This is a genomic window from Plantibacter sp. VKM Ac-2880, from assembly GCF_015351235.1.
GTDB lineage: Bacteria > Actinomycetota > Actinomycetes > Actinomycetales > Microbacteriaceae > Plantibacter.
Map to the genome: position 1 here is coordinate 841,818 of NZ_JADKSJ010000001.1, position 25,201 is coordinate 867,018.

A 25,201-nucleotide genomic window follows, 5' to 3' on the forward strand; every position below is an offset into this window, starting at 1 on the left:
TGCTCGGGGCACCAGCCGAAGGAGCACACCGCCGTGAGTAGCATCATCGGATTCGAGACGCATGACGTCCGCTTCCCGACCTCGACCACCCTCGACGGTTCAGACGCCATGAACCCGGACCCCGACTATTCGGCCGCGTACCTGCGTCTCGTCACCGACGCGGACGACGGTCACGAGGGTCACGGCTTCGTCTTCACGATCGGCCGGGGCAACGACGTCGAGGTGGCCGCCATCCATGCCCTCCGCGAGCACCTCCTCGGGCGCGAGGTCGAGCCGATCCTCGACGCGATGGGCGCGTTCTGGCGTGAGCTCGTCTACGACTCCCAGCTGCGCTGGCTCGGACCGGAGAAGGGCGTCATGCACATGGCGATCGGTGCCGTCGTGAACGCCCTCTGGGACCTCAAGGCGAAACGTGAGGGTCTGCCGCTCTGGCAGCTGCTGTCCACCATGACGCCGGAGCAGCTCGTCGAACTCGTCGACTTCCGCTACCTGAGCGACGTCCTCACTCGCGACGACGCGCTCGAGATCCTCCGGGACGCGGAACCCGGCCGCGCGGCCCGCACCGAAGCCCTCCTCGCCGCCGGCTACCCCGCCTACACGACGACGCCCGGCTGGCTCGGATACTCCGACGAGAAGCTCGACCGTCTCTGCCGGGAGGCCGTCGCGGACGGCTTCGCGCAGGTGAAGCTCAAGGTCGGTGGTGCCGTGGAGGACGACGTCCGTCGCCTCGCCATCGCCCGGAACGCGGTGGGTCCGGACATCCGCATCGCGGTCGATGCGAACCAGCGCTGGGACGTCGCCGAGGCGATCGACTGGATGGCGCGACTCGCTCCGTACGACATCGCCTGGATCGAGGAGCCGACGAGCCCCGACGACATCCTCGGCCATGCGGCCATCGCTCGCGGCGTCGCCCCGATCCCGGTGGCGACCGGCGAGCACATGGCCAACCGCATCATGTTCAAGCAGTTCCTGCAGGCGGACGCCCTCCAGGTCCTCCAGATCGACTCGACCCGCGTGGCCGGGGTCAACGAGAACGTCACGATCCTCCTGCTGGCGGCGAAGTTCGGCGTGCCCGTGTGCCCGCATGCCGGCGGCGTCGGTCTCTGTGAGGCCGTCCAACACCTCTCGATGTTCGACTTCATCGCCGTCTCCGGCAGCGAGGATGGACGCATGATCGAGTTCGTCGACCACCTCCACGAGCACTTCGTCGAGCCGGTGGAGATCGTCGCCGGCCGGTACCGCGCGCCCCTCGCCCCGGGTGGCGGCTCCGAGATGCTCGCGACGTCGATCGCCGAGTTCACGTTCCGGGCTGCCGATGCCTGAGCTGCTCGTCCCCCGCCTCGCCTACGGCGCCGCCAACCTCGGCAACCTCTACCGGGAGCTCGGTGACGACGAGGCCTGGGCGATCCTCGACGCGGCCTGGGAGCACGGCGTCCGGTTCTACGACACCGCACCGCACTACGGACTCGGCCTGTCCGAGCGCCGACTCGGTGCCTTCCTCCGCACGAAGCCGCGCGACGAGTACGTGTTGTCCACCAAGGTCGGGCGCCTGCTCGTCCCGAACCCGGACGGCGCGGGGACGCTCGACACCGACAACGACTTCGTCGTCCCGGCGACCCTGCGGCGCGAATGGGATGCGAGCGAGTCGGGTGTGCGTCGCTCCCTCGACGAGTCCCTCGAACGTCTGGGACTCGACCACGTCGACGTGCTCTATCTCCACGACCCCGAACGCAATGACCCGGAGTCCGGGATCGCAGAGGGCATCCCGGCGCTCGCCGCCCTGCGTGACGAGGGGCTCGTCGGAGCCGTCGGTATCGGCTCGATGGACGTCGAGGCGCTCCTCGCCGCCGTCCGCACCGGGCTGACCGACCTCATCATGATCGCCGGTCGGTTCACGCTCGCCGAGCAGCCCGCCGCGGCGGAGGTGCTCCCGGCCTGTCTCGACCACGGGGTCGGGGTGGTGGCCGCCTCGGTGTTCAACTCCGGGCTGCTCGCACGCTCGGTGCCGGATCCGGACGGTCGGTACGAGTACGGCGCCGTCCCACCCGCGGTCTTCGACCGCGCGGTCGCCATCGCCGAGGTGTGTCGCCGGTTCGACGTCGAGCTGCCCGCCGCCGCGCTCCAGTTCCCCCTGCGGCATCCCGCCGTGCGGACGGTCGCGGTCGGTGCCTCCCGCCCGGAGCAGATGGTGCAGAACATCGAGCGCTTCGAGGCGCCCATCCCCGGGACGTTCTGGGCAGAGCTCCAGGCCAGCGGACTCCTCGGCTGATGCGCACGGTCGACGCGCACCTGCACCTCTGGAACCGCGCCGACGGGTACCGCTGGCTCGACGGTGCCGATGAGGCCTTGCGTCGGGATGTCACGGCCGAAGAGGCCGGAGCCGAGCTGCGTGCGGCCGGTGTCGACGCGGCGGTCCTCGTCCAGGCGGACGACACGGAGGCCGACACGGAGTTCTTGCTCGACACGGCCGAGGCGCACGACTGGGTCGCAGGCGTCGTGGGTTGGGTGCCGATCGACGATGCCGTGCGCGCTGAGCGCCTGCTCGACCGCTGGGCGGATCGACGCCTGCTCCGCGGGGTGCGCCAGCTCCTCCACGACGACCCGCGCGACGGCCTGTTGGCCACACCGGACGCGCGTCGGCTGGCCGTGCTGCTCGCTGAGCGCGACCTCGTGCTCGACGTGCCGAACGCCTTCCCGCGGCTGCTCGCCGATGCCACGGCGCTCGCAGCAGCGGTGACGGACCTGACGATCGTCGTCGACCATCTCGCGAAACCACCGACCGACCCTGCGGGGTTCGACGTCTGGTCGGCGCAGCTGAGGGCGATCGCCGCGCTGCCGAACACCGTCGCGAAGGTGTCGGGGCTCAGCACGGCCGGTCGTCGGTTCGCTGCCGATGATGCCCGGCGGGCGTGGGACGTCGCACTCGACGGATTCGGTCCCGATCGGCTCATGGTCGGTGGCGACTGGCCGATCACCCTCACGAGTGGCGGGTATGCGCCCGTCTGGGCGGCGTTGACCGAGCTGGTCGGCACGCTCTCGACAGCTGAACGGGACCTGCTGCTCGGCGGAACCGCCGCGCGGGTGTACCGACTGGACGACGTGGCGTGACGGTGGACGGACAGACTGACATGATCGAAAGACCGACGAGGAGGTCACCATGTTGACAGGGATCGATCCGATGCTGAGCGGCGAGCTGCTGCTGCACCTCGACGCGATGGGACATTCGGACGCGGTGGTGATCGCGGACGCGCACTTCCCTGCGGCACGGCTCGGCGCGCGCGTCGTCGTGCTGCCGACGCTGTCCACACCCGAAGTGCTGCGGGCGGTGCGGACCGTGATCCCGCTCGACGACGAGCCGGTCCTCGACCTCATGACGAGCGCCGACGGGACGGTGCTCGAGGTGCAGCGCGAACTCATCGCCGCCGCCGGCACGACCGAGGACGCGGCGCGCTTCGTCGACCGTTTCGCCTACTACGACGAGGCGGCGACGGCGTTCCTCATCATCCGCACCGGTGAGACCCGGAAGTACGGGAACGTGACCCTGCGGAAGGGGCTCGTGACGCCCGGCGCCTGAGCCCGACCCGCGTCGTACTCACCAGCAGAGCGCGACGATCGCGATGCCCACCGCCGCGTACATCCCTGCAGTGATCTGCTGACGGCGGGTGCGCGGCTCGACGGGGGTCTCGATCGTCGCGCCGTGTTCATCGAGCGACCGCTTCGGCTTGGGTGCGTGCCAGGGGAGTGAGCGCCAGCGCAGGGCTGCGCCGGCCAGCCCGAATCCGGTGATCGCGACCGCGAGCACCCAGACCCACGACCAGACACCGACCGGCGAGGCGAGCGCACGGACGAGGGCGAGGATCACGATGCTGTCGACCGCGTCGACGACCAGTCGATGGCGATCGGTCGTGGCCCACCGGCCCGTCGACCACGCATGGACGACCTGGAGGGCGACGAACCAGGCGATGACGAGTGACACGACCACGGGGATGAGGATCTCGGTCATCGTCCTGCTCCGATCTGCTCGAGGAGGGCGACGCCTGCCGCGTCGACCGACTGCTGGGTGGCCGAGACGAGGACGACCGTGGTGCCGGTCGCCGGCACGACGCCGACGAAGGACGCGAACCCGCCCGTCGCGCCGTTGTGCCACACGAGGTCGTCGCCGTCGATGGCCTCGCGGTCGACGATCCAGGCCCATCCGATCTCACGATCGCCGAACGCCGCCTTCGGCTCGAGTGCCTCGATGCCCGGCGCGCTGCCGTCGGCCAGACGTTCCGCGAAGCGGGCGAGATCCTCGGTGTCCGAGCGGATGCCACCGGCAGGTCCGATCGCCGTGCCGGTCCATGCGTCGGCGGTCCGTCCGCCGGCGGTCTCACCGAGGAGGTCGAGGTCGCCGAGCTCGGCCGCATCGCCCACGGGGGCCGTCGAGTCGAGTCCCATCGGACCGGTGATCCGCTCCTCGAGCAGTGCGGCGTAGCTCGTGCCGGCTGCCGCTCCGAGCGCCGCGCCGAGGAGTTCGAAGCCGAGGTTGGAGTAGGTGCCCTTCGGGGTGTCCAGGGAAGCGGACCGGGCCTGCTCGAGGAGCTGGTCGAGGTCTTCGCCGTAGGGGTTCGCCGTCGTGAGCGCGAACCAGCTCGAGGAGAGGATGGTCGAGAGGTCGATCGGGAGCCGGGGGAGCCCTGAGCTGTGGGTCGCGAGCTGCTCGAGGGTCACATCGGCGGCGGGTGCGTCGCCGAGTTCGAGGAGTTCGCCGAGCGTGGTGTCCGGGGCGACCTCGCCACGCTCGATCGCGTCGGCGAGCAGCAGCCCCGTGAAGGCCTTGCTGACCGAACCGATCTCGAACCGGGTGTCCGACTGGGCGCCGATCGTCGTGGTGCGGGTGCCGTCCGGGGTGACGACGACGGCCAGGAGGGCCCGGTGATCCGAGCCGGCGAGTTCGCGGACGGTCGCTGCGAGCTCCGCGTCACCCGTCGCCTCGGCCGGGAGGGTGGACGGGCCCGGCCGGAAGACGAGGCCGATCGCGAGGGCGACGGCCGTGCTGGCCGCTGCGATGATCCAGACCCGTCTGGATCGGGACGCGCGGCTTGCTGGGGTGGTCATGCTGAGTCCTCTCCGTGGTTCGGTGGTCATTCCATGGCGGCGACGGCGACGAGCAGTGGTACCAGCCGCGTGGGCGGGACGGCGACGCGTCCTCGTCCGGCGGCCTGCAGCCACCCCGCCGCGGTGAGCACCCGGACGTGGTGGTAGATCTGGCCGGTGGTGCCGATGCCCTCGAGCTCGCCGAGCTCGGTGAGGGCCGTCGTGCCGTTCGCGACGGCCAGGAGCAGCCGGAGGCGGACGGGCGACCCGATGGCCGCGAGTCGTGCGGCGGTCGTCGCGATCGGGACGGACGCTGCGACGTCGGCGGATCCGGCGTCCTCGCCGAGCGAGAGGAGGTCATCGGTGGCCCTGGCGTACTGCCACTTGACCGGTGCCCCGCCGGCGACGACGGATCCGGTGAACAGGACGGCACCGTGTTCGAGCGACGCGGTCCGTTGTTCGAGTCCGCGGAGCGCCCAGAACGTGTCGTCGGAGGTGGCGTCCGGCGGGACGTCGTCGGAGTTCTCGGCGGTCTGATCGTCGCCGTTCGGCCCTCCGAAGACCGCGGCCTCGAGCCGACGGAGGCGTGCCTCGTGATCATCAGGGTCGACGGTCGTCATGACCCAAGTGTACAAATAACGTAATTACGAAATCAAGAGGCTGGGGCGGTGTCACCCGCCTCGGTTCACTGGCGGGCGGAGAGCCGGCCCTGCTTCGCGTGGACCGGGAGGAGGAGTCCGAGGCCCACCAGGAGCACGAGCACGATGCCGAGGATGCCCCAGAACTGCTCGCCGCCGAGGGTGACGAACAGGGCGAAGGCGGTCGGTGCGAGGAAGGAGACGGCGCGCCCGGTCGTGGCGTAGAGGCCGAAGACCTCGCCCTCACGGCCCTCCGGGATGATCCGTGCCAGGAACGAGCGGCTCGCGGACTGTGCCGGGCCGACGAAGAGGCAGAGCATGAGCCCGAAGATCCAGAAGATCGTCGCACCGCCCTCGTGCAGGACGAAGACCGCGCTGCCGGCGATCACGAGGCCGATGAGCGACGCGACGATGACCGGCTTCGGGCCGACCTTGTCGTCGAGCAGGCCGATCGTGATGGTCGCGATGCCGGCGACGACGTTGGCGGCGATGGCGAAGATGATGACCTCGCCGGGCGAGAAGCCGAAGGTGCCTGCGGCCAGGACACCACCGAAGGTGAAGACGCCCGCGAGGCCGTCGCGGAACACGGCGCTCGCGAGCAGGAAGTACAGCGTCTGCCGGCTGTCGCGCCAGAGCTCCGCGATGCTCTTCGCGAGCACGCCGTAGGAGGCGAAGAACCCGACGTGCGGTCGGGCGACGGCCTGGGGTGCGTGGTACTCGGGCACCGCGAACAGCACCGGGAGGGCAAAGATCCCGAACCAGGCGGCCGAGACGAGCATCGCGACCCGGACGTCCATGCCGTCGTCGCCCGTCACGCCGAACAGGCCGACCTCGGGGGAGATGAAGCCGAAGTACACGACGAGCAGCAGCACGATGCCGCCGATGTACCCCATGCCCCAGCCGAGGCCCGAGACCTTGCCGATGGACGACGGCGTCGAGACCTGCGCGAGCATCGCGTTGTAGTTGACGCCGGCGAATTCGAACACGATGTTGCCGACCGCGAGAAGCACGAGGCCCAGCCAGAGGAAGTTCGGATCGGGTGCGACGAAGAAGAGGAGCGCGGTGATCGCGACGACGACGTAGGTGTTGAAGCCGAGCCAGAACTTCCGTCGGCCGGCCGAGTCGGACCGCTGCCCGACGACCGGCGCGAGGATCGCGATCAGCAAGCCGGCGGCGGCGAGTGCCCATCCGAGCGAGGCGGACACCGCGGCCTCCTCGCCGAAGGCGTCGCTCGTCAGGTAAACGGTGAACACGAAGGTGGTGACGACGGCGTTGAAGGAGGCGGAACCCCAGTCCCAGAGGCTCCACGCGAAGATGCGTCCCTTGCGTCCCGACTGCGCCTTCACGGCGGCGACCTGCGAGGTGTCGAGGTCCACGGTGGCCGCCGCCGCGTCCGGATCGACGAGCGGTGGAGGCGGGAAGTTGCGGGGGCGGGATCCGAGGCGTGGCGTGTCGTCGCCGGTGCCGCTCCGCTTGCCGGTGCCGTCGGTGCCACCTGGGGGTGTCGTGCTCATGCACCGAGGCTAGTGCTCCGCGGTGAACGGCCGGTAGCGCACGGACCGGCCCTTGCGGTCGACCATCTTAAACTCTACATTTGACATACCAGACAGAGAGAGGGCCCTCCGTGGACCAGCGGTACTTCCAGTTCAGTCATCCTGAGCTGCCCTTCTACTCGGCTGCGAAGGCACATCGGCGCGATGACGGATTCCAGCCGGAAGGTATCCCCAGCGACTGGCGCCGCTTCCGGCAAAGCGGCTGGGAGATGTGCGCTCCACCAGACGTGGACCTACCCGTTCAGGGTTGGAAGATCCACATCTCCGCAACTCCGGACACGGCCGCGGAGACCCTGCAGGCCACGGTTGACGTATGCGTGGCGATGACCGCGTCGTTCAAGTTCGTTCCGACCCGGGACGGTCTCGTGGCACGAAACTCGAAGAGCGCCGACAGGGCTGCGAGCGGAAAGTTCGTGACTGTGTATCCGTGCGATTCCCGTCAACTGGATAGCCTGATCGACTCACTATCCGCATGTCTCGACGGTCAGCCAGGACCATTCATCCTCAGCGACGTGAGAATCGGTGATGGTCCGCTGTATCTCCGCTACGGCGGGTTCATGCCCCTGATGGTCCCCAATGCAACCGACGAGCCGGTGCTTTCTCTCGTCGGCGACGAGTTCCGATTGATCGCCGACCTTCGCGTGCCGTACTTCGACATGCCTGCCAATGTCCCGATGACCGACAAAGTACGACACGCCATCAAGGTCTTCCGTGAGGCGCCCGCCGAGCAATCACCTCTCGATGACTATGACTCGCTCACCCCGTTGAAGTTCTCGAACAGCGGCGGAGTCTATGAGGCGTCGTCAGGTGGAGGGGCCATCCGCTCGATCGTGAAGGAAGCAAGGCCCCTTGCTGGCCTAGATGCGCGCGGACGCGACGCAGTCGAACGGCTCAGTGTCGAGAGTGAAACGCTGTCGCATGTGGCACATCTTGAGATTGCTCCACGGCCCATCCGGATGTTCACCGTTTGGGAACACCGCTTCCTCGAGATGGAGCACATCCCGGGTGAGTCGCTGAGTGCATGGGGGGCGAAGAACTTTCCATTCAGTCGGGAACGCCTAGCCAGTGATGAGCAGTCGCGCTTCGTCGATTGTGTGGATCGCATCATGAGTTCGATCGAACGGTGCGTTGCGATGCTTCATGAGCAGGGAGCGGTTGCTGGTGATCTGCACCCCGGCAATGTCCTTGTGCTTGCCGACCTGTCGGTTCGCCTCATCGACCTCGAGGACGGACGGCAACCGAATAGTCGAACGCGGTCGAGCTTCAACGCGCTGGGTTACGCTCCACCGCACGGGTATACCGCTGCAGAAGCTGACTGGTTCGCAGTGTCACGCATCGCCGCGTCTCTCTTTCAGATGAACAGGTCGATCGAGATACTCGCCCCAAGCCACTGGTACAGGACTGTAGATGTGGTCTCGGAGACGTTTGGCTCGAGGGCAGCGGAGATCGTCCGTCGCGCTTGTGTCAAACTCCCGTGTCAACTAACGACTCGGGTCGAGCTGACACCGGCTGAGTCGCCATCCGTGTGGGACGTCGAACGGCTGGGAGACCCCGTCACGCGTGATCGACTTGCTCAGGGCATTCTGGCGTCCCTCCGTGCAACGCCCGGCGCACTCTTTCCTGGCGATGTGGCGCAAGTTGACCCATTCGGCACGGTGAATGTTGCAAACGGCGCTGCCGGAGTGTTGCTCTCCGTTGCGCGAGCGGATGTCGACATCACGTCAGACCTCTCTGAATGGCTCGTCGCCGCGGCCGATACCTCGCCTCCCGACACGAAACCCGGTTTGTTCAACGGCCTTGCGGGCGTCGCTGCGGCACTCAGCGAACTTGGTGCACACGATGCAGCGAGGCGCCATATCAATCGATCACTGGAGGCGCGAGGCAAGACACGTAGCCTCAACCTCTTCGGTGGACTCGCGGGGATTGGCCTTTCAGCCGTCGGCGCGGCGCTCGAGTATGAAGACTCGGAATACTTCGAGATTGCGCTGGAGTGCGCCGCCCGCATTTCGGCACAGCTGTTCTCCGACGGTGCGTCCAGCGCATCTGAGGCACTCGACCGTCGGGCAGGGTTGCTGTTTGGATGGTCGGGCATCTCCTTGTTCCTGTCCACACTCGCGCGACACCGCGATGACACGGGCATGATGCGACTCGCTATCCGAGCAGTCGAGCGCGACCTGTCTCGTACGCGGTCATACGCGGATGGCCTCGTGGGGATTGACGACGCGGAGAACGCGAGGACACTTCCCTATCTTGCTCGAGGCAGTGCAGGGGTCCTCGTGGCGATCGCGCAATTGCAGGACCGAGTCGAACTCGGCAATCAAGTCTCGCTTGCGGCAGTCGGCCTACGTCGCGCCTGCACGAGCCACACGTACGCGTTTTCTGGCCTGTTCAACGGCCGTGCGGGGATTCTCGCAGCGCTCGCCGCGGACCGGGCTCCGACCGCTCCAGACGGTGCCGAACTTCAACGAAGCGCTCTCGCTCAAGACGCATTGAGTTGGAGGCAAACGGCGCAGTTTGCGGGAGAGAACTACCTTCGACTGTCAGCCGACTTGGCGACTGGAAGTGCAGGTATCCTCGCCGCGCTGACAGCACAACGTCGAAGAGACCTGTCCTGGCTGCCGCTGATGCAGCAGCCCGGGCTGTTCGAGCGAACCCAGGGTTCGCTAAGTCCTGATTGGAGAGGAGGTGATGAACATGAACAAGGTTCTCGACCTTCAGCGCCGTGATGCGCACCGGGGCATCGGAACGCTAGGCAGTAACTGGAGCTGGTGGGCCTGCGGCGAAAACCAGCCGGAGAGTTCGGCCAGCCTGTTCGCGTGCGCGGGCGGCTGATGAGCGGGGGCTGCTGCGCACACGAGTACATCGAGCGCAGCAGCTCCAATGCTCACGACCGACCTGTGCTGATGGAGACACCGTGACTGAACGACGAAAGACACCACAGCGATGAGCCTGGAAGCACACGATCTCTCATTCAGCTATTCGCGGCGCCGCCGCGATCCGGTCGTTGTCCTGCGAGGGGTGAGTCTCTCGGTAGCCGTCGGTGAGTCGTTGGCCATCGTCGGGCCCTCGGGGTCCGGGAAGTCGACACTCCTGCACTGCTTGTCTGGTCTCCGCGCTCCGACACGTGGACGCGTCGTGGCGTTGGGGGCGGAGCTGTCATCCCTGTCCGAGCGGGGGCGTTCCCGGTTCCGGCGGCGGTCCGTCGGCTTCGTGTTCCAGGACTACAACCTGATCCCCTCCCTCAACGTGCGGGACAACCTCGCGTTGCCAGCGCTCTTCGCCGGTCGCGTGGTAGGACGTCAGGCGGTCGCAGTTGTCGCCGCGGACATCGGACTGTCTTCGCGCCTCCGGCATCGCCCGGATGAGCTGTCAGGCGGTGAACGGCAGCGCGTCGCGATCGGACGGGTGTTGCTGTCGCAGGCTGAACTGGTCTTCGCCGACGAACCGACCGGTGCACTCGACACGTCGTCAGGACGGATCGTGCTCGACCTCCTGTTCGGATCGCTCGGTCCCGAACGCACGATGGTGATGGTGACCCACGACCTCGACGCTGCTGCGCGTGCGGATCGTGTGCTGGTCCTCTGCGACGGATCCGTTCACGCCGAGCTGACATCGGCCACCCCGGAAGCGCTCCTGTCCGCCATCGAGACGGCCCGCGCGGACAGCGTCCGTTCGTCCGTCGAAGCGTGACGATGGCCGGTCTCGTCCTCCGCACACTCCTGCAACAGTGGCGGGTGTGGATCTCCCTGCTCCTGTTCCTGGCACTCGCGAACGCGATCCTCGTCAGCGTGGGAGCACTCGTGGAGGCCGCCGATGGGCTCCCCGTCCGGGAACAGCGCATCGTCCGGAATCTGAGCACGCCGATGTACGGGATGGCCTCGATCGCCGTCCTCGTCATCACCTCGAGTGCGGTCTCCCTGGCGGTGCAACTCCAGCGTCGACCGTTCGCGACCTGGAAGCTGGCGGGGATGTCGTCACTGCGGATCGCCGCCGTCCTGGTGTCGCAGCTGATCGTGCTCGGGACCGTGGGCGGAGCGCTCGGGGTGCCACTGGCCATGTTGGTCGCTCCGCGGTTCACCGGCTGGATACTGCAGGCCAATGCGGTCACCACGATCGTCGACGTTCCGGCGAGCACGACGGCCCTCCTGTCGACCTGGGCCCTGCTCATCGGCATCCTGTTGCTCGCCGGTCTGCGAGGTGTCGGCTCGGTCCTCCGGGTACCGGCGGTCGACGCAGTCCTGAGCGCGGAAGTCGTCCGCCGTCGCCCGATCGCGTTCAGGCTCGCGGTCAGCCTGGTCATGTCGGCGGCGGTCCTCGCAGTGGCGGCTGGGATGGTCTCTTCGGCGAGCGGCGACGTGTTCAGTCGGCTTGGTCTCCTCGTCGGCCTCGCGATGCTCCTGTCGTTGCTGATCATCCCGCTGATCGCACTGCACGTCTCGCGGATCGCGACGCTGTTCCTCGCGGCGTGGACGTGGATCGTCCCGCGTCGATGCTCGACGGCTTGGTACCTCGCGCGTCGCGGCTGCGCCTTCCACTTGGATCGTGTCGGCGTCTCCCTCGTTCCGCTCTACGTCGCGATCGCCCTCGCGAGTTCGATCTACACCGTGTTCGAGACCGCCAATTCCGCCAGGAGGGCGGCCGGGCTCGTGATCGCCGGCGAGCAGGGCATCAATCACTCGGGTGTCTGGACCATTCTCGGGCCGACGGTCGTCCTGGCGATCGCCGGCACAGCGACGGTCGTGGCGATGGCCGCTCGTGAGCGAGCGCACGAGCGGGCCCTGCTGTCTGTGGCCGGCGTCAGTCCCCGGTCGGTCGTCGGCGCCATCGTCGTCGAAGCCCTCATGTATGCCGTGACCGCGACGGTCCTCGGGCTCCTGACGGCAGCGGCTGTCTCGGTGGTGGAGGCTGAGGCATTCGGCCGCCTCGAAGCGGGGGCGCCCCCGGTGCTCGCCGTCGGGCCAGGCCTCGTGGTCGGCGCTGGGGGCTTCTGTGTGCTGGCTGCCGCCCTTGCTTGGCCTGCGGTGCTGGAGCATCGCCGGGCGGCGGTGGACAGGCTCGCTAACTGAAAGGTCGCTGGGACGCGGAAGGCGCTCGGGAATAGCTTTGGCCGCTCCGCGTTGGACTTGAGCGTACGACACTCAAGTTTGAATCCAGGAGGTTCACGTGCCCGAAGACTTCACCCAGGGCGGCGCAGCAGCAGACGGCGGATCGTCGTCGTTCGACGACTTCCTCGCCCGATACCTCGAGGGCGAGCGGGCGCGTTCGGCGCGCACCATCGACCTCAGCCGCTTCCTCACCTCACGGACGCAGGAGATCCTCCAGCGCGCCGGTCGGTTCGCGCTCGAACGCGGACAGAACGAACTCGACGCGCTCCACATCCTGCGCGTCATCGTGAGCGAGGAGCCCGCGAAGGACGCCGTCGCGCGTCTCGGCGTCGACCCCAAGACCATCGCCCGCGCCGCCGAACAGCGGCTCCCGCAGGCGTCGTCGCCGAGCGTCAAGGACCCGGCGATCACGCCGTCCGCGCAGCGAGCCCTGTTCCACGCCTACCAGGTCGCCCGGGCCGCAGGCTCCACCTACGTCGACCCGGAACACCTCTTCTTCGCCCTCGTCATCAACCAGGACTCGCCGTCCGGTGAGGTGCTCGCGCGCGCCGGCGTCACGGCCGACGCGCTCACGCAGGGCATGCGCCAGACCGTCGGCGACCCCGGCGTGGCGACCGAGGACCGGACCGACGCGGATGACGACGACACCGATTCCGACACCCCGATGCTCGACCGCTTCGGTACCGACCTCACGGCCCTGGCCGCCGGTGGCTCGCTCGACCCCGTGATCGGCCGTGCCGACGAGATCGAGCAGACCATCGAGATCCTCTCGCGCCGCACCAAGAACAACCCGGTGCTCGTCGGCGAGGCCGGCGTCGGCAAGACCGCCGTCGTCGAAGGCCTCGCGCAGGCGATCGTCGACGGCAGCGTGCCCGAGCAGCTGCGCGGCAAGCGCGTCGTCTCGCTCGACCTGCCCGCCATGGTCGCCGGCACCCGCTACCGCGGCGACTTCGAGGAACGCCTCACCGGGCTGCTCGACGAAATCGCGGCGAACCGCTCCGAGCTCATCGTGTTCATCGACGAGGTGCACACGGTCGTCGGTGCCGGCGGGTCCGGCGAAGGCGGCATGGATGCGGGGAACATCCTCAAGCCTCGTCTCGCGCGCGGCGAGCTGCACCTCATCGGTGCGACCACGCTCCGCGAGTACCGCGGCATCGAGAAGGACCCCGCGCTCGAGCGTCGGTTCCAGCCCGTGCGCGTCGGTGAGCCCTCCATCGAGGACGCCGTCCTCATCCTGGGCGGCCTCCGTCCCGCGTACGAGGAGCACCACGACGTCCGCTTCACCGACGACGCCCTCCGCGCCGCGGTGGAGCTCTCGGCCCGGTACCTGCCGGACCGCGTCCTCCCGGACAAGGCCATCGACCTCATCGACCAGGCCGGCGCCAGGCTCCGGCTGCGGCTCGGCAAGACGGTCGACGTGAGCGCCCTCGTCGAGGAGCTCGCGACCCTCGAGGCCTCGAAGAACGCCGCGGTCTCGGCCGAGCACTACGAGGAGGCCTCGCGCGTCCGCGACGAGATCACCGCGGTGCAGGCCAAGCTCGACGCCGCATCCAGCGGGCCGGGTGCCCGGACGGACAGCGCCGCCGTGGTCGACGAGACGCAGATCACCGGCGTCGTCTCCCGCGCGACCGGCATCCCCGTCAACCGCCTCACCGAGGGCGAGCGGGAGCGTCTCGCCGGCCTCGAGGACGAACTCCACGCCCGCGTCATCGGTCAGCACGACGCGGTCGCCGCGGTCTCGAAGGCCGTGCGTCGCAACCGGACCGGCATGGGCGACGCGAACCGCCCCGTCGGCAGCTTCCTCTTCCTCGGCCCGACCGGTGTGGGGAAGACGGAGCTCGCCAAGGCGCTCGCCGGATCCCTGTTCGCCGACGACACCTCGGTGATCCGCTTCGACATGAGCGAGTTCGGTGAACGCCACACGGTGTCGCGACTCGTCGGTGCCCCTCCCGGGTACGTCGGCTTCGACGAGGCCGGCCAGCTCACCGAGCGTGTGCGGCGCAACCCGTACTCGATCGTGCTCTTCGACGAGATCGAGAAGGCCCACCCTGACGTCTTCAACCTGCTCCTGCAGGTGCTCGACGACGGACGCCTGACCGACGGCCAGGGTCGGACGATCGACTTCCGCAACACGGTCGTCGTCATGACCTCGAACCTCGGTTCCGAGTTCCTCGCCTCCCGGTCGGGAGCGATGGGGTTCGTCGCCGGCGGTGCGGACGACCCGACGGGCTTCGGCTCGGAGGAGGCGCTCCGTGCCCGGGTCATGGGCAAGCTGCGTGAGGCGATGCGGCCCGAGTTCCTGAACCGGATCGACGAGATCGTCCTGTTCCGGAAGCTCGACCAGGCACAGCTGCAGGAGATCGTCGGGCTCATGCTCGGCCGCACCGGCGAGCGTCTCGCCGCCCGGGGCGCGTCCCTCGAGACGACGCCTGCGGCACTCGCGCTCCTCGCCGAGCTCGGGTACGAGCCGGAGTACGGAGCTCGTCCACTGCGCCGCCTCATCCAGCGCGAGGTCGACGACCGGATCGCCGAACTCGTCGTCGCCGGTGGGGTCGCTGCGGGCTCCCGCATCCACGTCGGCGCGAGCGACGGGGCGATCGTCGTCACCGAGCAGACCGCGGTGCTCGCCGACGCGGCCTAGGGATCACCCCTTCGACAGGCTCAGGGACCGGATCTCCGGACCCTGAGCCTGTCGGCGTCTCTGGCCCCCGATCCCTGCGCCTGTCGAAGGGCGGTTCCTGAGCCTGTCGTCGTCCCGGTCCCTGAGCTTGTCGAAGGGCACCCTGGTCATCCGCTGGGAGTTGAGCCGCCCGCACTCAACTTTCTTGACGACGAAACGGGCCTTCGCTAACATTGAGTCATCGGGGCTCAAGTCTCGTGCATCATCGGCAACACCCATCCAATCAGCTCGGTGCCGAGCTCGTCGAGTCGGCCGGAAGCGGCAAGCATGCCGTCCGGGTCGACGAGTTCTGAACCGGCAGTCAACACAAGGAGAACCAACACATGGCACGTGCAGTAGGCATCGACCTCGGTACCACCAACTCGGTGGTCGCCGTCCTCGAAGGTGGAGAACCCACCGTCATCGCCAACGCCGAGGGCTTCCGCACCACCCCCTCCGTCGTCGCATTCACGAAGGACGGCGAGGTGCTCGTCGGTGAGACCGCGAAGCGCCAGGCCGTCACCAACGTCGACCGCACCATCGCGAGCGTCAAGCGCCACATGGGCACCGACTGGAAGTTCGACGTCGACGGCAAGAAGTACACCCCGCAGGAGCTGTCGGCCCGCATCCTGGCCAAGCTCAAGCGCGACGCCGAGCAGTACCTGGGCGACACCGTGACCGACGCGGTCATCACCGTCCCCGCCTACTTCAACGACGCCGAGCGTCAGGCCACGAAGGAGGCCGGTGAGGTCGCAGGCCTCAACGTGCTCCGCATCATCAACGAGCCGACGGCCGCCGCCCTCGCGTACGGCCTCGACCGCGGCAAGGAGGACGAGCTCATCCTCGTCTTCGACCTCGGTGGCGGTACCTTCGACGTCTCGCTGCTCGAAGTGGGCAAGGACGACGACTTCTCCACCATCCAGGTGCGCTCCACCTCCGGTGACAACCGCCTCGGCGGCGACGACTGGGACCAGCGCGTCGTCGACTACCTGATCAAGCGCTTCAAGGACTCGACCGGTGTCGACGTCTCGGGCGACAAGATCGCGAAGCAGCGCCTCAAGGAAGCCGCCGAGCAGGCGAAGAAGGAGCTCAGCTCCTCGATGTCGACCTCGATCCAGCTCCCGTACCTCTCCCTCACGGAGAACGGCCCGGCCAACCTCGACGAGACGCTCAGCCGCGCCAAGTTCGAGGAGCTCACGCAGGACCTGCTCGAGCGCACCCGCAAGCCGTTCAACGACGTCATCGCCGAGGCCGGCGTGAAGGTCTCCGACATCGCGCACGTCGTGCTCGTCGGTGGATCGACCCGCATGCCCGCCGTCGCGGAGCTCGTCAAGAAGCTCACCGGTGGTCAGGAGCCCAACAAGGGCGTCAACCCTGACGAGGTCGTCGCCGTCGGCGCAGCCCTCCAGGCCGGCGTGCTGAAGGGTGAGCGCAAGGACGTGCTGCTCATCGACGTCACCCCGCTGTCGCTCGGTATCGAGACCAAGGGTGGCATCATGACGAAGCTCATTGAGCGCAACACCGCGATCCCCACCAAGCGGAGCGAGACCTTCACCACGGCCGACGACAACCAGCCGTCCGTCGCGATCCAGGTGTTCCAGGGCGAGCGCGAGTTCACCCGCGACAACAAGAACCTCGGCACCTTCGAGCTGACCGGTATCGCTCCGGCTCCGCGCGGTGTGCCGCAGGTCGAGGTCACCTTCGACATCGACGCCAACGGCATCGTGCACGTGTCCGCCAAGGACAAGGGCACGGGCAAGGAGCAGTCGATGACCATCACGGGTGGCTCGTCCCTCGGCAAGGAGGACATCGAGCGCATGGTCCGCGAGGCCGAGGAGCACGCTGCGGACGACAAGGCCCGCCGCGAGCAGGCCGAGGTCCGCAACAGCGCCGAGCAGCTCGCCTACTCGATCGACAAGCTCATCAAGGAGAACGACGACAAGCTCCCCGAGGACGTCAAGACCGACGTCCAGGGCGACGTCGACGCCCTGAAGAGCGCGCTCGCCGGTGACGACGAGGACGCGGTGAAGACCGCGTTCGACAAGCTCAACGAGAGCCAGGTCAAGCTCGGTGAGGCCATCTACGCCCAGGCGCAGGCCTCCGAGTCCGCCGCAGGAACCGAGGCCCCGGCCGAGGACACGACCTCCGATGAGGACGTCGTGGACGCCGAGGTCGTCGAGGACGAAGACGACAAGGACAAGAAGTAACCATGACTGACGAGAACCAGAACCAGAACCAGGACGATCCCATCATTCGCGACAAGCGTCGGATCGACCCGGAGACCGGCGAGGTTCGTCAGCCTGGCACCGAGGGGGCTGACGCCGACGCGTCGGCCCCCTCGGGCGCACCTGCCGAATCCGCCGACGCCGCCGCGTCGGGTGCCGAGGACGAGCTGACCGTCGAGGACATCCTCAACGCCGCTCCCGAGGAGCCCGTGCAGGCAGGCGAGCTCTCGCCCGCCGAGCAGCTCGCCGCAGAACGCCTCGGCGACCTGCAGCGCGTCACGGCCGAGTACGCGAACTACCGCAAGCGCACCGAGTCCGGCCGCGAGGTGGAGCGCGAGCGCACCACCGGCGAGGTCGCGAAGGTCCTGCTGCCAGTGCTCGACGACCTCGACCGTGCCCAGAAGCACGGCGACCTGGAGGGCGACTCCCCGTTCGCGCAGATCGCGGCGAAGCTGCGCACCTCCGCCGAGCGACTCGGTCTGAAGCCCTTCGGCGCGGTCGGAGAGACCTTCGATCCCAACGTGCACGAGGCCATCTTCCAGCAGCCCACCCCGGGCGCCGAGGGCGAGACCGTCCTCGACGTCGTGGAGACCGGATACACCCTGGGCTCCACCCTGCTGCGCGCCGCGAAGGTGGTCGTCGCGGTCCCGGCGAGCTAGCCATGGCGAGTCAGGACTGGTTCGACAAGGACTTCTACAAGGTCCTCGGCGTCTCGAAGGATGTCACGCCGGCGGAGCTGAAGAAGGTCTACCGGAAGCTCGCCAGGCAGTATCACCCGGACTCCAACCCGGGCGATGCGAAAGCCGAGGCGAAGTTCAAGGAGATCAGCGAGGCCCACTCCGTGCTCGGCGACCCCGAGCAGCGCAAGGAGTACGACGCCGTGCGCGCGATGGGCGGTGGAGCACGCTTCACCGCTCCGGGCGCCGGCGGCGGTCAGGGCGGCTTCGAGGACGTCTTCGGGTCGATGTTCGGTGGGGGTGCCGGTGGCGGCGGGCGCCAGAGCTACAGCTACCAGCAGGCCCCTCCGGGCTACGAGGACATCCTGGGCGGCATGTTCGGCCAGGGTGGCTTCGGCCAGACGACCGGCGGGTTCCGCGGCTACGGCGGACCGACACCCGGACGCGACATCACCGCGCACACGACGATCGACTTCATCACGGCCACCCAGGGCGACACCATCTCCCTGCAGACCTCCGAGGGACGCACCATCAAGGTGAAGATCCCGGCAGGGGTGTCCGACGGCCAGAAGATCCGACTGCGCGGCAAGGGACAGCCGAGTCCGGACGGCGGTGAGGCCGGCGATATCGTGGTCACCGTGAGTGTCCGCAAGCATCCCGTGTTCGAACGCGACGGTCTGAACCTCCGCGTCACCGTGCCGGTCACTTTCGTGGAGGCCGCGCTCGGCGCGACGATCGAGGTTCCGACGCTCGGCGGCGAACCCGTCAAGCTGCGGGTCGCCCCCGGTACGCCGAGCGGACGCGTGCTCCGCGTCAAGGGTCGGGGCGTCGCGACGACGAAGGGCACGGGCGACCTGCTCGCCGTCGTGCAGATCGTCGTTCCGGCACACCTCGGCGGCGAGGCGAAGGAAGCACTCGAACGGTTCCACGAGTTGGAGCCGAAGGACAATCCCCGCGACGAGCTCATCGCCCGCGCGCGGGGCTAGGCACCACCGGAAGGGATTGGGCGCATGGACGAGAACTCGCCGGTCTTCGCGATCGCGATGGCTGCTGAGCTCGCCGGCATGCACCCGCAGACCCTCCGGCAGTACGACCGGCTCGGCCTCGTGTCACCCACGAGGACGGCCGGGAAGTCGCGCCGGTATTCGATGCGCGACATCGCCCAGCTCCGGGAGGTCTCCCGGCTGAGCGCCGAGGGCGTCAGCCTGGAGGGCATCTCCCGCATCCTGACCCTGGAGAACGAGGTCACCTCGCTCCAGGGTCGGGTGCGCGAGCTGGAGCACGCCCTCGCCAACGCCCTGCTGCGGTCCCCGGGCAACCGGGTGTTCGCCGCCGGCATGGAGGGCAGTGTCGTCCCGATGCGGAGCGGCACCCGCACCCGCCGTCGCACCGAGGTCGTCGTCTGGCGACCGTCGCTCTCCGAATAACCGACCACCGCGCACCCCTGGTCGTCGTCCCGAGTGGATGACGGCGCGGGTGCGCTGTCGTATGCGTAGGGTTGGGGCATGAGCGCGCAGCCCGTGGTGACGAAGCCGGATCCGGCACAGACCGCTCCGGCGACCGCCCGGCGGCGACGTGGCGCCCGGCTGACGGGACTCTCGGCCTATCCGCTCATGTACTTCGGCGTCATCGCCGGGGTCCTCCCGCTCGTCACCCTCGTCGTGATCGGTGCGTCGATCCTGTTCGGCGTGCTCTTCGGCGCCGGCGAGGCGGAGTGGGTCGACGGCTTCTCACGCGCGTTCGGGTTCATCCTGCTCTTCCTGACGCCGCCGTTCGGCGCCTGGGTGTGGGGCTACGTCGCCGTCGGCGTCGTCGCCTTCCTCGGCGGCATCGCCCTCAGTCTGCGGATCCTGCGCAGCCACGGCGTGCGTCGTGCCGGGGCCGTCACGCACTGGGGCATGTGGGCGACGGTGCCGTTGCAGCTCGTCTTCGCCGTCGTCAGCCTCCTCGTCGTCGTCGGAGCGACCGCCTCCCTGCGGGCCGGGGACGCGAGCGGGGTCGAGACCGTGCGGGCGTTCGGTCAGGGGATCGCCATCGCGACCGGCGTGAACCTCCTCGTCTCCGCCGGCCTCGGCGTCCTCATCTTCCCGGCCGTCCTCCGAGCCGTGAAGGCGGAGAAACCCGCGAAGGCGCAGCGACCGGGGAAGCGCTTGCGGCGCCGCGGCTGAGCCCGCGAAGCCCTGCCGACGACCCGCCGGTACGCTGAGGGGATGCCCGAGTTCTCCTTCGACGCCCTGCGTCGGTTCCCCGATCACGAGGCATCGAACCTCTTCGCCGTCGACGCGACCGACCGGTTGCTGCTCGACGAAGCGGCCGCGGCCCTCGACGGGCGGGTACCCGGCGCCGGCGAGATCGTCGTCGTCGGTGACGCCTACGGCGCGCTGACGCTCGGCGCGATCGCCCTGCTCGGGGCGACGGACGTCCGGGTCCACCAGGACGCCGCGGTCGGCGAGCGTGCCCTCGCGGCGAACGCCGAACGGCTCGGCTTCGACGACGGCTTCCGCAACCTGCCGCTCGGCGAGGAGCTGTTCGCGGGCGCATCGCTCGTGCTCCTCCAGCTCCCGAAGCACCTCGAAGCGCTGCACGAGATCGCCGCCGCCGTGGCCCGCTGGAGCACGGCCGACGTCCGCCTGCTTGCCGGCGGGCGGGTGAAGCACCTGACGCCCGCGATGAACGACGTCCTGGGACGGAGCTTCTCGACCGTCGCCGCGAGCCTGGCCCGGCAGAAGTCCCGGGTGCTCCGCGCGAGCGGACCGGTGGTCGCCGTCGGCGCCGAGGGCCGGCCTGCCGACGCCGACACCACGGCATCGACCGCGCTGCGCACCGAGCACCACGCCGACATCGGCCTGACCATCGCCGCCACCGGCACCGCGTTCGCGGGCACGAAGCTCGACATCGGCACCCGGTTCCTGCTCGAGCTGCTGCCGGACATCGCGCCGACAGCCCGGACGGCCATCGACCTCGGCTGCGGCACCGGCGTCCTCGCGGTGTCACTCGCCATCGAACGACCCGAGCTCGCAGTCATCGCGACCGATCAGTCCGCCGCCGCGGTCACGTCGACGACCGCGACCATCGCCGCCAACGACGACGCGGACCGCCGGTTGGCCGAGCGCATCACGGTCGTCCGCGACGACGGCCTGTCCACGCAGCCGGACGCGTCAGCCGACCTCATCGTCCTGAACCCGCCGTTCCACAGCGGCACCACCGTCCACACCGGCGTCGCACACGACCTCTTCGCCGAGGCAGCTCGCGTCCTGCAGCCGGGCGGCACCCTCGCCGTCGTGTGGAACTCGCACCTCGGCTACCGGGCGGCGCTCGAACGGCTCGTCGGTCCGACCACGCAGCTCGCGCGGAACCAGAAGTTCACGGTGACGCTCTCGCACCCCCGGGCCACCGGCGGCACCACCAGCTGACCTCGGAGGGTCGACGTCGGGCGGCGCTGCCCAGTCGTTCGAGGCGTCCGAGTCGAGGGCGCCCCGGGTCTCAGCCCAGGTGCGGGACTGGCCCGTATGCTGGCCCGATGTCCGAGCCGTCCCTGCCAGCCGACGCAGCGGGTCGCGGCTCCCGCCGGGCGGGCGGACACGAGCTCACGGCAGTCGAGCGGTGGATCGACGACCGTGCGAACCGGCTCCTGCGGGACGCCCCCGGCGGCGGGGTGCGCGCACGGCTCGTCGAGTTCCTCGTGTTCGGAGCGAAGCAGGCCTGGGCGTGCGTCTTCGGTGCCGCGATGCTCCTCGTCATCGTCGCCGCCCGACTCTGGTACCCGGACGACGTCTGGCTGGCCCGCAACGACGCCCTCGTCGTCGCCGCCGTCGTGATCCAGGTGGTCATGATCGCCACCCGGCTGGAGACCGGCCGCGAGCTGTGGGTGATCGTCCTGTTCCACCTCGTCGGGACGGGCATGGAGCTCTTCAAGACCGGCGTCGGGTCGTGGGAGTACGACGGCGGCGGGGTCCTCCATCTCGGCGCCGTGCCGCTGTACACGGGGTTCATGTACGCGGCGGTGGGCTCGTACCTGGTGCGCGTGTACCGGCTGTTCGACCTCCGGTTCGACCGCTACCCGCGCGTCTGGCTGACCACCCTGATCGCCGCGGGCATCTACGTCAACTTCTTCAGCCAGCACTACGTCGTCGACCTGCGGTGGGTGCTCCTCGCGGCCGTCCTCGTCGTGTTCGCCCGGACGATCATGCACTTCCGGGTCTTCCGCCGGACGTATCGGATGCCGGTGCTGCTCGCCTTCCTCCTCGTCGCCGGGTTCATCTGGATCGCCGAGAACATCGGTACCGTCACCGGCGCCTGGCTCTACCCGAACCAGGAGGACGGGTGGCAGCTCGTGCCGCTGACGAAGCTCGTGTCGTGGTTCCTGCTCATGATGATCTCCGTCGTGATGGTGACGTGGGTCTACCCACCGAAGCGGCCGGATCCCCGTCCGGCCTGAACCGCCGCGGACCGGGGATTGTCGGGCGTGTCCCGGTACCCGGTAGGGTTCCGAAGTGAGCGGCCCGATCCCGGTGTCCCGCTCGTCCATTCCGGAGAGCAGCCATGGCCCAGCGTCAGCCCCAGGACCCACGGTTCCGCGAACGTGCCGGCGCGCAGCCGCGTCCCGTTCAGGCGCGTCCCGCGCAGCCGGGTGCCGATCGGCCGCAATCCGCGCAGCCCGGTCCCGTTCGGCCGGAAGCCGCCCGCCCCTCCGCGATGCCGGTCGTCGGCATCACCGTCCCGGCTGCGGCCGTCGCGCCCCTGCCCCGGACGAACCACCTCTTCGCCGGCGCGCAGTTCGCGTTCATCGCCTCGATCGTGATGCTCGGTGGGTACATCGGCCTCACCTCGACCTGGACGCTCCTGGCACCCGACTTCCTCATCGGGCTCTCCCTCACTGCCGCGGCGACCTCCCTGCTCTTCGCGGTGCCGGCGTCGGGTGCGGTCCGGGGGCTGCTCGTGCTCGTTCCGACGATCGACATGCTCGCTGTGGGGTTCTTCCGCGACACCCTGCCGAATCTGCCGACGTCCGGTCTCCTGATCGTGATCCCCGTGCTCTGGCTGGCGGGTGGGTTCGGGGTCTCGGCCCTGCCCGTGCCGGTGTTCGGAGCGATCTTCGTCTCCCTCGTCCCGGTGGCGCGCGCGGGAGCCTGGCCGACGACGCCCGGCGGTTGGGGCGCCATCTGCATCCTGCCGGCGCTCGTCCTCATCATCACCGTGACCGTGCACCTGGCCGCCCGACAACTCCGTGCGCACGAGGGACGCGCGCGCATCGCGCTCGCCGCGGCGACCGAGGCGGCCGCCGTCGCCACGACCGTGGCGGAGTCCGTGGACGCCGCCGTGGTCTTCTTCCGCCCCGACGGTTCGGCAGCGATCCGCAACCAGGCGACCTACGAACAGGCTGCGCTGGCAGGGTTCGACCCGAAGACCCGCTCCGGTGTCCACGTGTACGCGGCCGACCGGATCACGAGGTTGCGGCCCGAACAGCAGGTCATCAACCGGGCGCTCCGCGGGGAGAGCTTCCGCGGCGAGCTGTACTGGGTGGGGGAACCGGGCGACCAACGCGCCATCATCGGGAATGCACGACAGGTGCACTCCGAGGACGGCACCTTCCTCGGGACCATCACCGTCGGTCACGACGTCACCGACCTCGCCAACGCGGTGGCGCTCCGGGAGGCCTTCCTCATCGACGTCTCCCACGAGCTCCGCACCCCGCTGACCTCGATCATCGGGTACCTCGACCTCCTCACCGAGGGGCACGACCTCAAGGGACTCGGCCTCGAGCGCGAGGTCGCCACGATCCAGCGCAACGCCGAGCAGTTGTACGCGATCATCGGTGACCTCCTCGCGGCCGGAGACGCGGAGATGCGGGTGCGCATCGCGCTCACCGACCTCGGCGACATCGCCAGGGAGAGTGTGGCCGCGATCATGCCGCGCGCCTCCGAGGCCGGGGTCGCCGTCCGCGCCGAGGTCCCGCCGCACGTCGAACTGGAGGGTGACGGGTCGAGGCTCCGCCAGGTCCTGGACAACCTGCTCTCGAACGCGGTGAAGTACACCCCGCGCGGTGGTCGCGTCGTCCTGACCGTCTCCGCGGACGACGACACCTCCACCGTCACCGTCGCGGACACCGGTATCGGTATCTCGCCGGACGACCAGCGGCAGCTCTTCGACCGTTTCTTCCGGGCCAGGGAGGTCCGCGACGAGGCCCAGCCGGGTGTGGGGCTCGGGCTGTCGATCGTGAAGTCGATCACCGAAGCGCACCACGGGTGGATCGCCGTGTCGAGCCGCCCCGGCCGCGGCTCCACCTTCACCGTGACCCTGCCACTGCGCCAGCCGCGCGCCGGCACCTCCGCCACCGCCTGAATCGGCCGCCCGCAGGGAGGCGCCGCCGCACGCATCGTGGGAGGCTTGGAGGATGGCGCAGATCCTCGACCAGCCGATCGTCGACGAGGCGACCCTCACCATGCAACCGTGGGTCACCATCGTGTGGAACGATCCGGTGAACCTCATGTCCTACGTCTCGCTCGTGTTCCGCAGCTACTTCGGCTACACGCACGAGGAGGCCGAACGACTCATGCTCGCCGTGCACCACGAGGGCCGCGCCGTCGTCGCGACCGGCAACCGCGAGGAGATGGAACGCCACGTCGAAGCCATGCACGGGTACGGGCTCTGGGCCTCCCTCGCGAAGGCCGACGCATGAGCGCCTTCGTCCGGCCCCCGGCGGGGCCCGTCGTGCTACGGCTCGACGAGCAGGAGACCTCGATCCTCGGCCAGCTGGCCGGGCAGCTCGTCGAGATGCTCGAGGACGCGACCCGTGCCGGCCTGGCGAACGCCGTCGAACTCGACCCCGCGATGGCCCGTCTGGTACCGGAGGGCTACCGCGACGATCCGGAGGCGGCCGCCGAGTTCCGTCGCTTCACCGCCGACGACCTCGTCGGCGGGAAGGTGAACGCCGCCCGGACCGTGCTGGCCGCGCTCACGACGGACGACGGTGACGCCTCGGTGTCCGGCGCGTCGACCGGACCCGAGGACGGCGCAGCGGTGACGCTCGAGGGCGAGACGGCGTGGACGTGGTTGCGGTTCCTCAACGACACCCGGCTCACCATCGCCGCCCGGCTCGGGATCGAGGAGGACGACGCGGAGGGCTTCGAGCCGCCGACGCCCGAAGCGGACGACGAGCAGGACCCGCAGCTGATGCTCGCGATCTACTCCTGGCTCGGCTACCTGCAGGAGTCGATCGTCGCGGTGCTCGACGAAGCCTGAGCGGCTCCGCGAGCGCCACGGGTAGC

General features: G+C 69.1%; 22 protein-coding genes. 18 read left to right on the top strand and 4 right to left on the bottom strand.

Going from position 1 to position 25,201, the window contains the following annotated elements; all coding sequences use genetic code 11:
• Nucleotides 1-33 precede the first annotated feature (33 nt).
• From ITJ57_RS04200 to ITJ57_RS04215, 4 genes are read left to right on the top strand one after another with little or no spacing between them, the layout of a single operon-like run.
• Nucleotides 34-1,323, top strand: a complete 1,290-nt coding sequence (locus ITJ57_RS04200) for an L-fuconate dehydratase (RefSeq protein WP_194668989.1) — start codon at nucleotides 34-36, stop codon at nucleotides 1,321-1,323.
• Entirely contained in the window at nucleotides 1,316-2,269 is a 954-nt protein-coding gene (locus ITJ57_RS04205) for an aldo/keto reductase (protein WP_194668990.1), read from the top strand. The genes ITJ57_RS04200 and ITJ57_RS04205 overlap by 8 nt, the downstream gene beginning before the upstream one ends.
• Nucleotides 2,269-3,108: an amidohydrolase gene (locus ITJ57_RS04210; protein WP_194668991.1), complete on the top strand. Its 840-nt coding sequence runs from the start codon at nucleotides 2,269-2,271 to the stop codon at nucleotides 3,106-3,108. Before ITJ57_RS04205 ends, ITJ57_RS04210 begins: the two co-directional genes overlap by 1 nt.
• Nucleotides 3,109-3,157: 49 nt before the next feature.
• Nucleotides 3,158-3,574 carry an RbsD/FucU family protein gene (locus ITJ57_RS04215; RefSeq protein WP_194668992.1) on the top strand — a complete coding sequence of 139 codons (417 nt, stop codon included), beginning with the start codon at nucleotides 3,158-3,160 and terminating at the stop codon, nucleotides 3,572-3,574.
• A gap of 18 nt (nucleotides 3,575-3,592) precedes the next feature.
• On the opposite strand, the gene ITJ57_RS04220 is transcribed toward ITJ57_RS04215, so the two are convergent.
• The 4 genes from ITJ57_RS04220 to ITJ57_RS04235 form a co-directional block, all read right to left on the bottom strand.
• Nucleotides 3,593-4,003, bottom strand: a complete 411-nt coding sequence (locus ITJ57_RS04220; protein WP_194668993.1) for a hypothetical protein — start codon at nucleotides 4,001-4,003, stop codon at nucleotides 3,593-3,595.
• Nucleotides 4,000-5,097 (bottom strand): serine hydrolase, encoded by a 1,098-nt coding sequence (locus ITJ57_RS04225; RefSeq protein ID WP_194668994.1) that lies wholly within the window; start codon nucleotides 5,095-5,097, stop codon nucleotides 4,000-4,002. Before ITJ57_RS04225 ends, ITJ57_RS04220 begins: the two co-directional genes overlap by 4 nt.
• 26 nt (nucleotides 5,098-5,123) lie before the next feature.
• Entirely contained in the window at nucleotides 5,124-5,696 is a 573-nt protein-coding gene (locus tag ITJ57_RS04230; protein ID WP_194668995.1) for a winged helix-turn-helix domain-containing protein, read from the bottom strand.
• A 65-nt stretch (nucleotides 5,697-5,761) separates the two neighbouring features.
• Nucleotides 5,762-7,228: an MFS transporter gene (locus tag ITJ57_RS04235; protein WP_194668996.1), complete on the bottom strand. Its 1,467-nt coding sequence runs from the start codon at nucleotides 7,226-7,228 to the stop codon at nucleotides 5,762-5,764.
• A gap of 110 nt (nucleotides 7,229-7,338) precedes the next feature.
• Between ITJ57_RS04235 and lanKC the strand changes: the two genes are divergently transcribed.
• From lanKC to ITJ57_RS04305, 14 genes are all read left to right on the top strand, one after another.
• The gene (lanKC, locus tag ITJ57_RS04240; RefSeq protein WP_194668997.1) at nucleotides 7,339-9,993 is read left to right on the top strand and encodes a class III lanthionine synthetase LanKC; all 2,655 of its coding nucleotides are present in this window, start codon (nucleotides 7,339-7,341) and stop codon (nucleotides 9,991-9,993) included.
• 292 nt (nucleotides 9,994-10,285) lie between these two features.
• Nucleotides 10,286-10,957, top strand: coding sequence for an ABC transporter ATP-binding protein (locus tag ITJ57_RS04245; protein ID WP_370582186.1), 672 nt, complete (start codon nucleotides 10,286-10,288; stop codon nucleotides 10,955-10,957).
• A gap of 2 nt (nucleotides 10,958-10,959) precedes the next feature.
• Nucleotides 10,960-12,333: an FtsX-like permease family protein gene (locus ITJ57_RS04250; RefSeq protein ID WP_194668999.1), complete on the top strand. Its 1,374-nt coding sequence runs from the start codon at nucleotides 10,960-10,962 to the stop codon at nucleotides 12,331-12,333.
• 97 nt (nucleotides 12,334-12,430) lie between these two features.
• On the top strand, nucleotides 12,431-15,013 hold the full coding sequence (locus ITJ57_RS04255; RefSeq protein ID WP_194669000.1) for an ATP-dependent Clp protease ATP-binding subunit: 2,583 nt from the start codon (nucleotides 12,431-12,433) through the stop codon (nucleotides 15,011-15,013).
• A gap of 362 nt (nucleotides 15,014-15,375) precedes the next feature.
• A complete protein-coding gene (gene dnaK / locus ITJ57_RS04260) occupies nucleotides 15,376-17,238 on the top strand; it encodes a molecular chaperone DnaK (protein WP_194669001.1) in 1,863 nt (620 codons plus the stop codon).
• 2 nt (nucleotides 17,239-17,240) lie between these two features.
• Complete coding sequence (locus ITJ57_RS04265) at nucleotides 17,241-17,915, top strand: nucleotide exchange factor GrpE (RefSeq protein WP_194669002.1); 675 nt, start codon at nucleotides 17,241-17,243, stop codon at nucleotides 17,913-17,915.
• A 2-nt stretch (nucleotides 17,916-17,917) separates the two neighbouring features.
• Complete coding sequence (locus ITJ57_RS04270; RefSeq protein ID WP_194669003.1) at nucleotides 17,918-18,919, top strand: DnaJ C-terminal domain-containing protein; 1,002 nt, start codon at nucleotides 17,918-17,920, stop codon at nucleotides 18,917-18,919.
• A 24-nt stretch (nucleotides 18,920-18,943) separates the two neighbouring features.
• Entirely contained in the window at nucleotides 18,944-19,360 is a 417-nt protein-coding gene (locus ITJ57_RS04275; protein ID WP_056009042.1) for a heat shock protein transcriptional repressor HspR, read from the top strand.
• Nucleotides 19,361-19,438: 78 nt separating this feature from the next.
• The gene (locus ITJ57_RS04280) at nucleotides 19,439-20,101 is read left to right on the top strand and encodes a hypothetical protein (protein ID WP_194669004.1); all 663 of its coding nucleotides are present in this window, start codon (nucleotides 19,439-19,441) and stop codon (nucleotides 20,099-20,101) included.
• A 42-nt stretch (nucleotides 20,102-20,143) separates the two neighbouring features.
• Complete coding sequence (locus ITJ57_RS04285) at nucleotides 20,144-21,346, top strand: methyltransferase (RefSeq protein ID WP_194669005.1); 1,203 nt, start codon at nucleotides 20,144-20,146, stop codon at nucleotides 21,344-21,346.
• A 107-nt stretch (nucleotides 21,347-21,453) separates the two neighbouring features.
• Complete coding sequence (locus ITJ57_RS04290; protein WP_194669006.1) at nucleotides 21,454-22,371, top strand: DUF817 domain-containing protein; 918 nt, start codon at nucleotides 21,454-21,456, stop codon at nucleotides 22,369-22,371.
• A 104-nt stretch (nucleotides 22,372-22,475) separates the two neighbouring features.
• Entirely contained in the window at nucleotides 22,476-24,275 is a 1,800-nt protein-coding gene (locus ITJ57_RS04295) for a HAMP domain-containing sensor histidine kinase (RefSeq protein ID WP_194669007.1), read from the top strand.
• Between the two features lie 100 nt (nucleotides 24,276-24,375).
• On the top strand, nucleotides 24,376-24,612 hold the full coding sequence (gene clpS, locus ITJ57_RS04300) for an ATP-dependent Clp protease adapter ClpS (RefSeq protein WP_370582358.1): 237 nt from the start codon (nucleotides 24,376-24,378) through the stop codon (nucleotides 24,610-24,612).
• Nucleotides 24,609-25,175 (top strand): DUF2017 family protein, encoded by a 567-nt coding sequence (locus ITJ57_RS04305; protein ID WP_194669008.1) that lies wholly within the window; start codon nucleotides 24,609-24,611, stop codon nucleotides 25,173-25,175. Before clpS ends, ITJ57_RS04305 begins: the two co-directional genes overlap by 4 nt.
• Nucleotides 25,176-25,201: the final 26 nt, after the last annotated feature.

What these genes read in the sequence shown, in the direction of transcription:
- ITJ57_RS04205 (WP_194668990.1), top strand. Translation starts at nt 1,316, where the DNA reads ATGCCTGAGCTGCTCGTCCCCCGCCTCGCCTACGGCGCCGCCAACCTC.
- ITJ57_RS04210 (WP_194668991.1), top strand. Translation starts at nt 2,269, where the DNA reads ATGCGCACGGTCGACGCGCACCTGCACCTCTGGAACCGCGCCGACGGG.
- ITJ57_RS04215 (WP_194668992.1), top strand. Translation starts at nt 3,158, where the DNA reads ATGTTGACAGGGATCGATCCGATGCTGAGCGGCGAGCTGCTGCTGCAC.
- ITJ57_RS04220 (WP_194668993.1), bottom strand. Translation starts at nt 4,003, where the DNA reads ATGACCGAGATCCTCATCCCCGTGGTCGTGTCACTCGTCATCGCCTGG.
- ITJ57_RS04225 (WP_194668994.1), bottom strand. Translation starts at nt 5,097, where the DNA reads ATGACCACCCCAGCAAGCCGCGCGTCCCGATCCAGACGGGTCTGGATC.
- ITJ57_RS04230 (WP_194668995.1), bottom strand. Translation starts at nt 5,696, where the DNA reads ATGACGACCGTCGACCCTGATGATCACGAGGCACGCCTCCGTCGGCTC.
- ITJ57_RS04235 (WP_194668996.1), bottom strand. Translation starts at nt 7,228, where the DNA reads ATGAGCACGACACCCCCAGGTGGCACCGACGGCACCGGCAAGCGGAGC.
- ITJ57_RS04250 (WP_194668999.1), top strand. Translation starts at nt 10,960, where the DNA reads ATGGCCGGTCTCGTCCTCCGCACACTCCTGCAACAGTGGCGGGTGTGG.
- dnaK (WP_194669001.1), top strand. Translation starts at nt 15,376, where the DNA reads ATGGCACGTGCAGTAGGCATCGACCTCGGTACCACCAACTCGGTGGTC.
- ITJ57_RS04265 (WP_194669002.1), top strand. Translation starts at nt 17,241, where the DNA reads ATGACTGACGAGAACCAGAACCAGAACCAGGACGATCCCATCATTCGC.
- ITJ57_RS04270 (WP_194669003.1), top strand. Translation starts at nt 17,918, where the DNA reads ATGGCGAGTCAGGACTGGTTCGACAAGGACTTCTACAAGGTCCTCGGC.
- ITJ57_RS04275 (WP_056009042.1), top strand. Translation starts at nt 18,944, where the DNA reads ATGGACGAGAACTCGCCGGTCTTCGCGATCGCGATGGCTGCTGAGCTC.
- ITJ57_RS04280 (WP_194669004.1), top strand. Translation starts at nt 19,439, where the DNA reads ATGAGCGCGCAGCCCGTGGTGACGAAGCCGGATCCGGCACAGACCGCT.
- ITJ57_RS04285 (WP_194669005.1), top strand. Translation starts at nt 20,144, where the DNA reads ATGCCCGAGTTCTCCTTCGACGCCCTGCGTCGGTTCCCCGATCACGAG.
- ITJ57_RS04290 (WP_194669006.1), top strand. Translation starts at nt 21,454, where the DNA reads ATGTCCGAGCCGTCCCTGCCAGCCGACGCAGCGGGTCGCGGCTCCCGC.
- ITJ57_RS04295 (WP_194669007.1), top strand. Translation starts at nt 22,476, where the DNA reads ATGGCCCAGCGTCAGCCCCAGGACCCACGGTTCCGCGAACGTGCCGGC.
- clpS (WP_370582358.1), top strand. Translation starts at nt 24,376, where the DNA reads ATGCAACCGTGGGTCACCATCGTGTGGAACGATCCGGTGAACCTCATG.
- ITJ57_RS04305 (WP_194669008.1), top strand. Translation starts at nt 24,609, where the DNA reads ATGAGCGCCTTCGTCCGGCCCCCGGCGGGGCCCGTCGTGCTACGGCTC.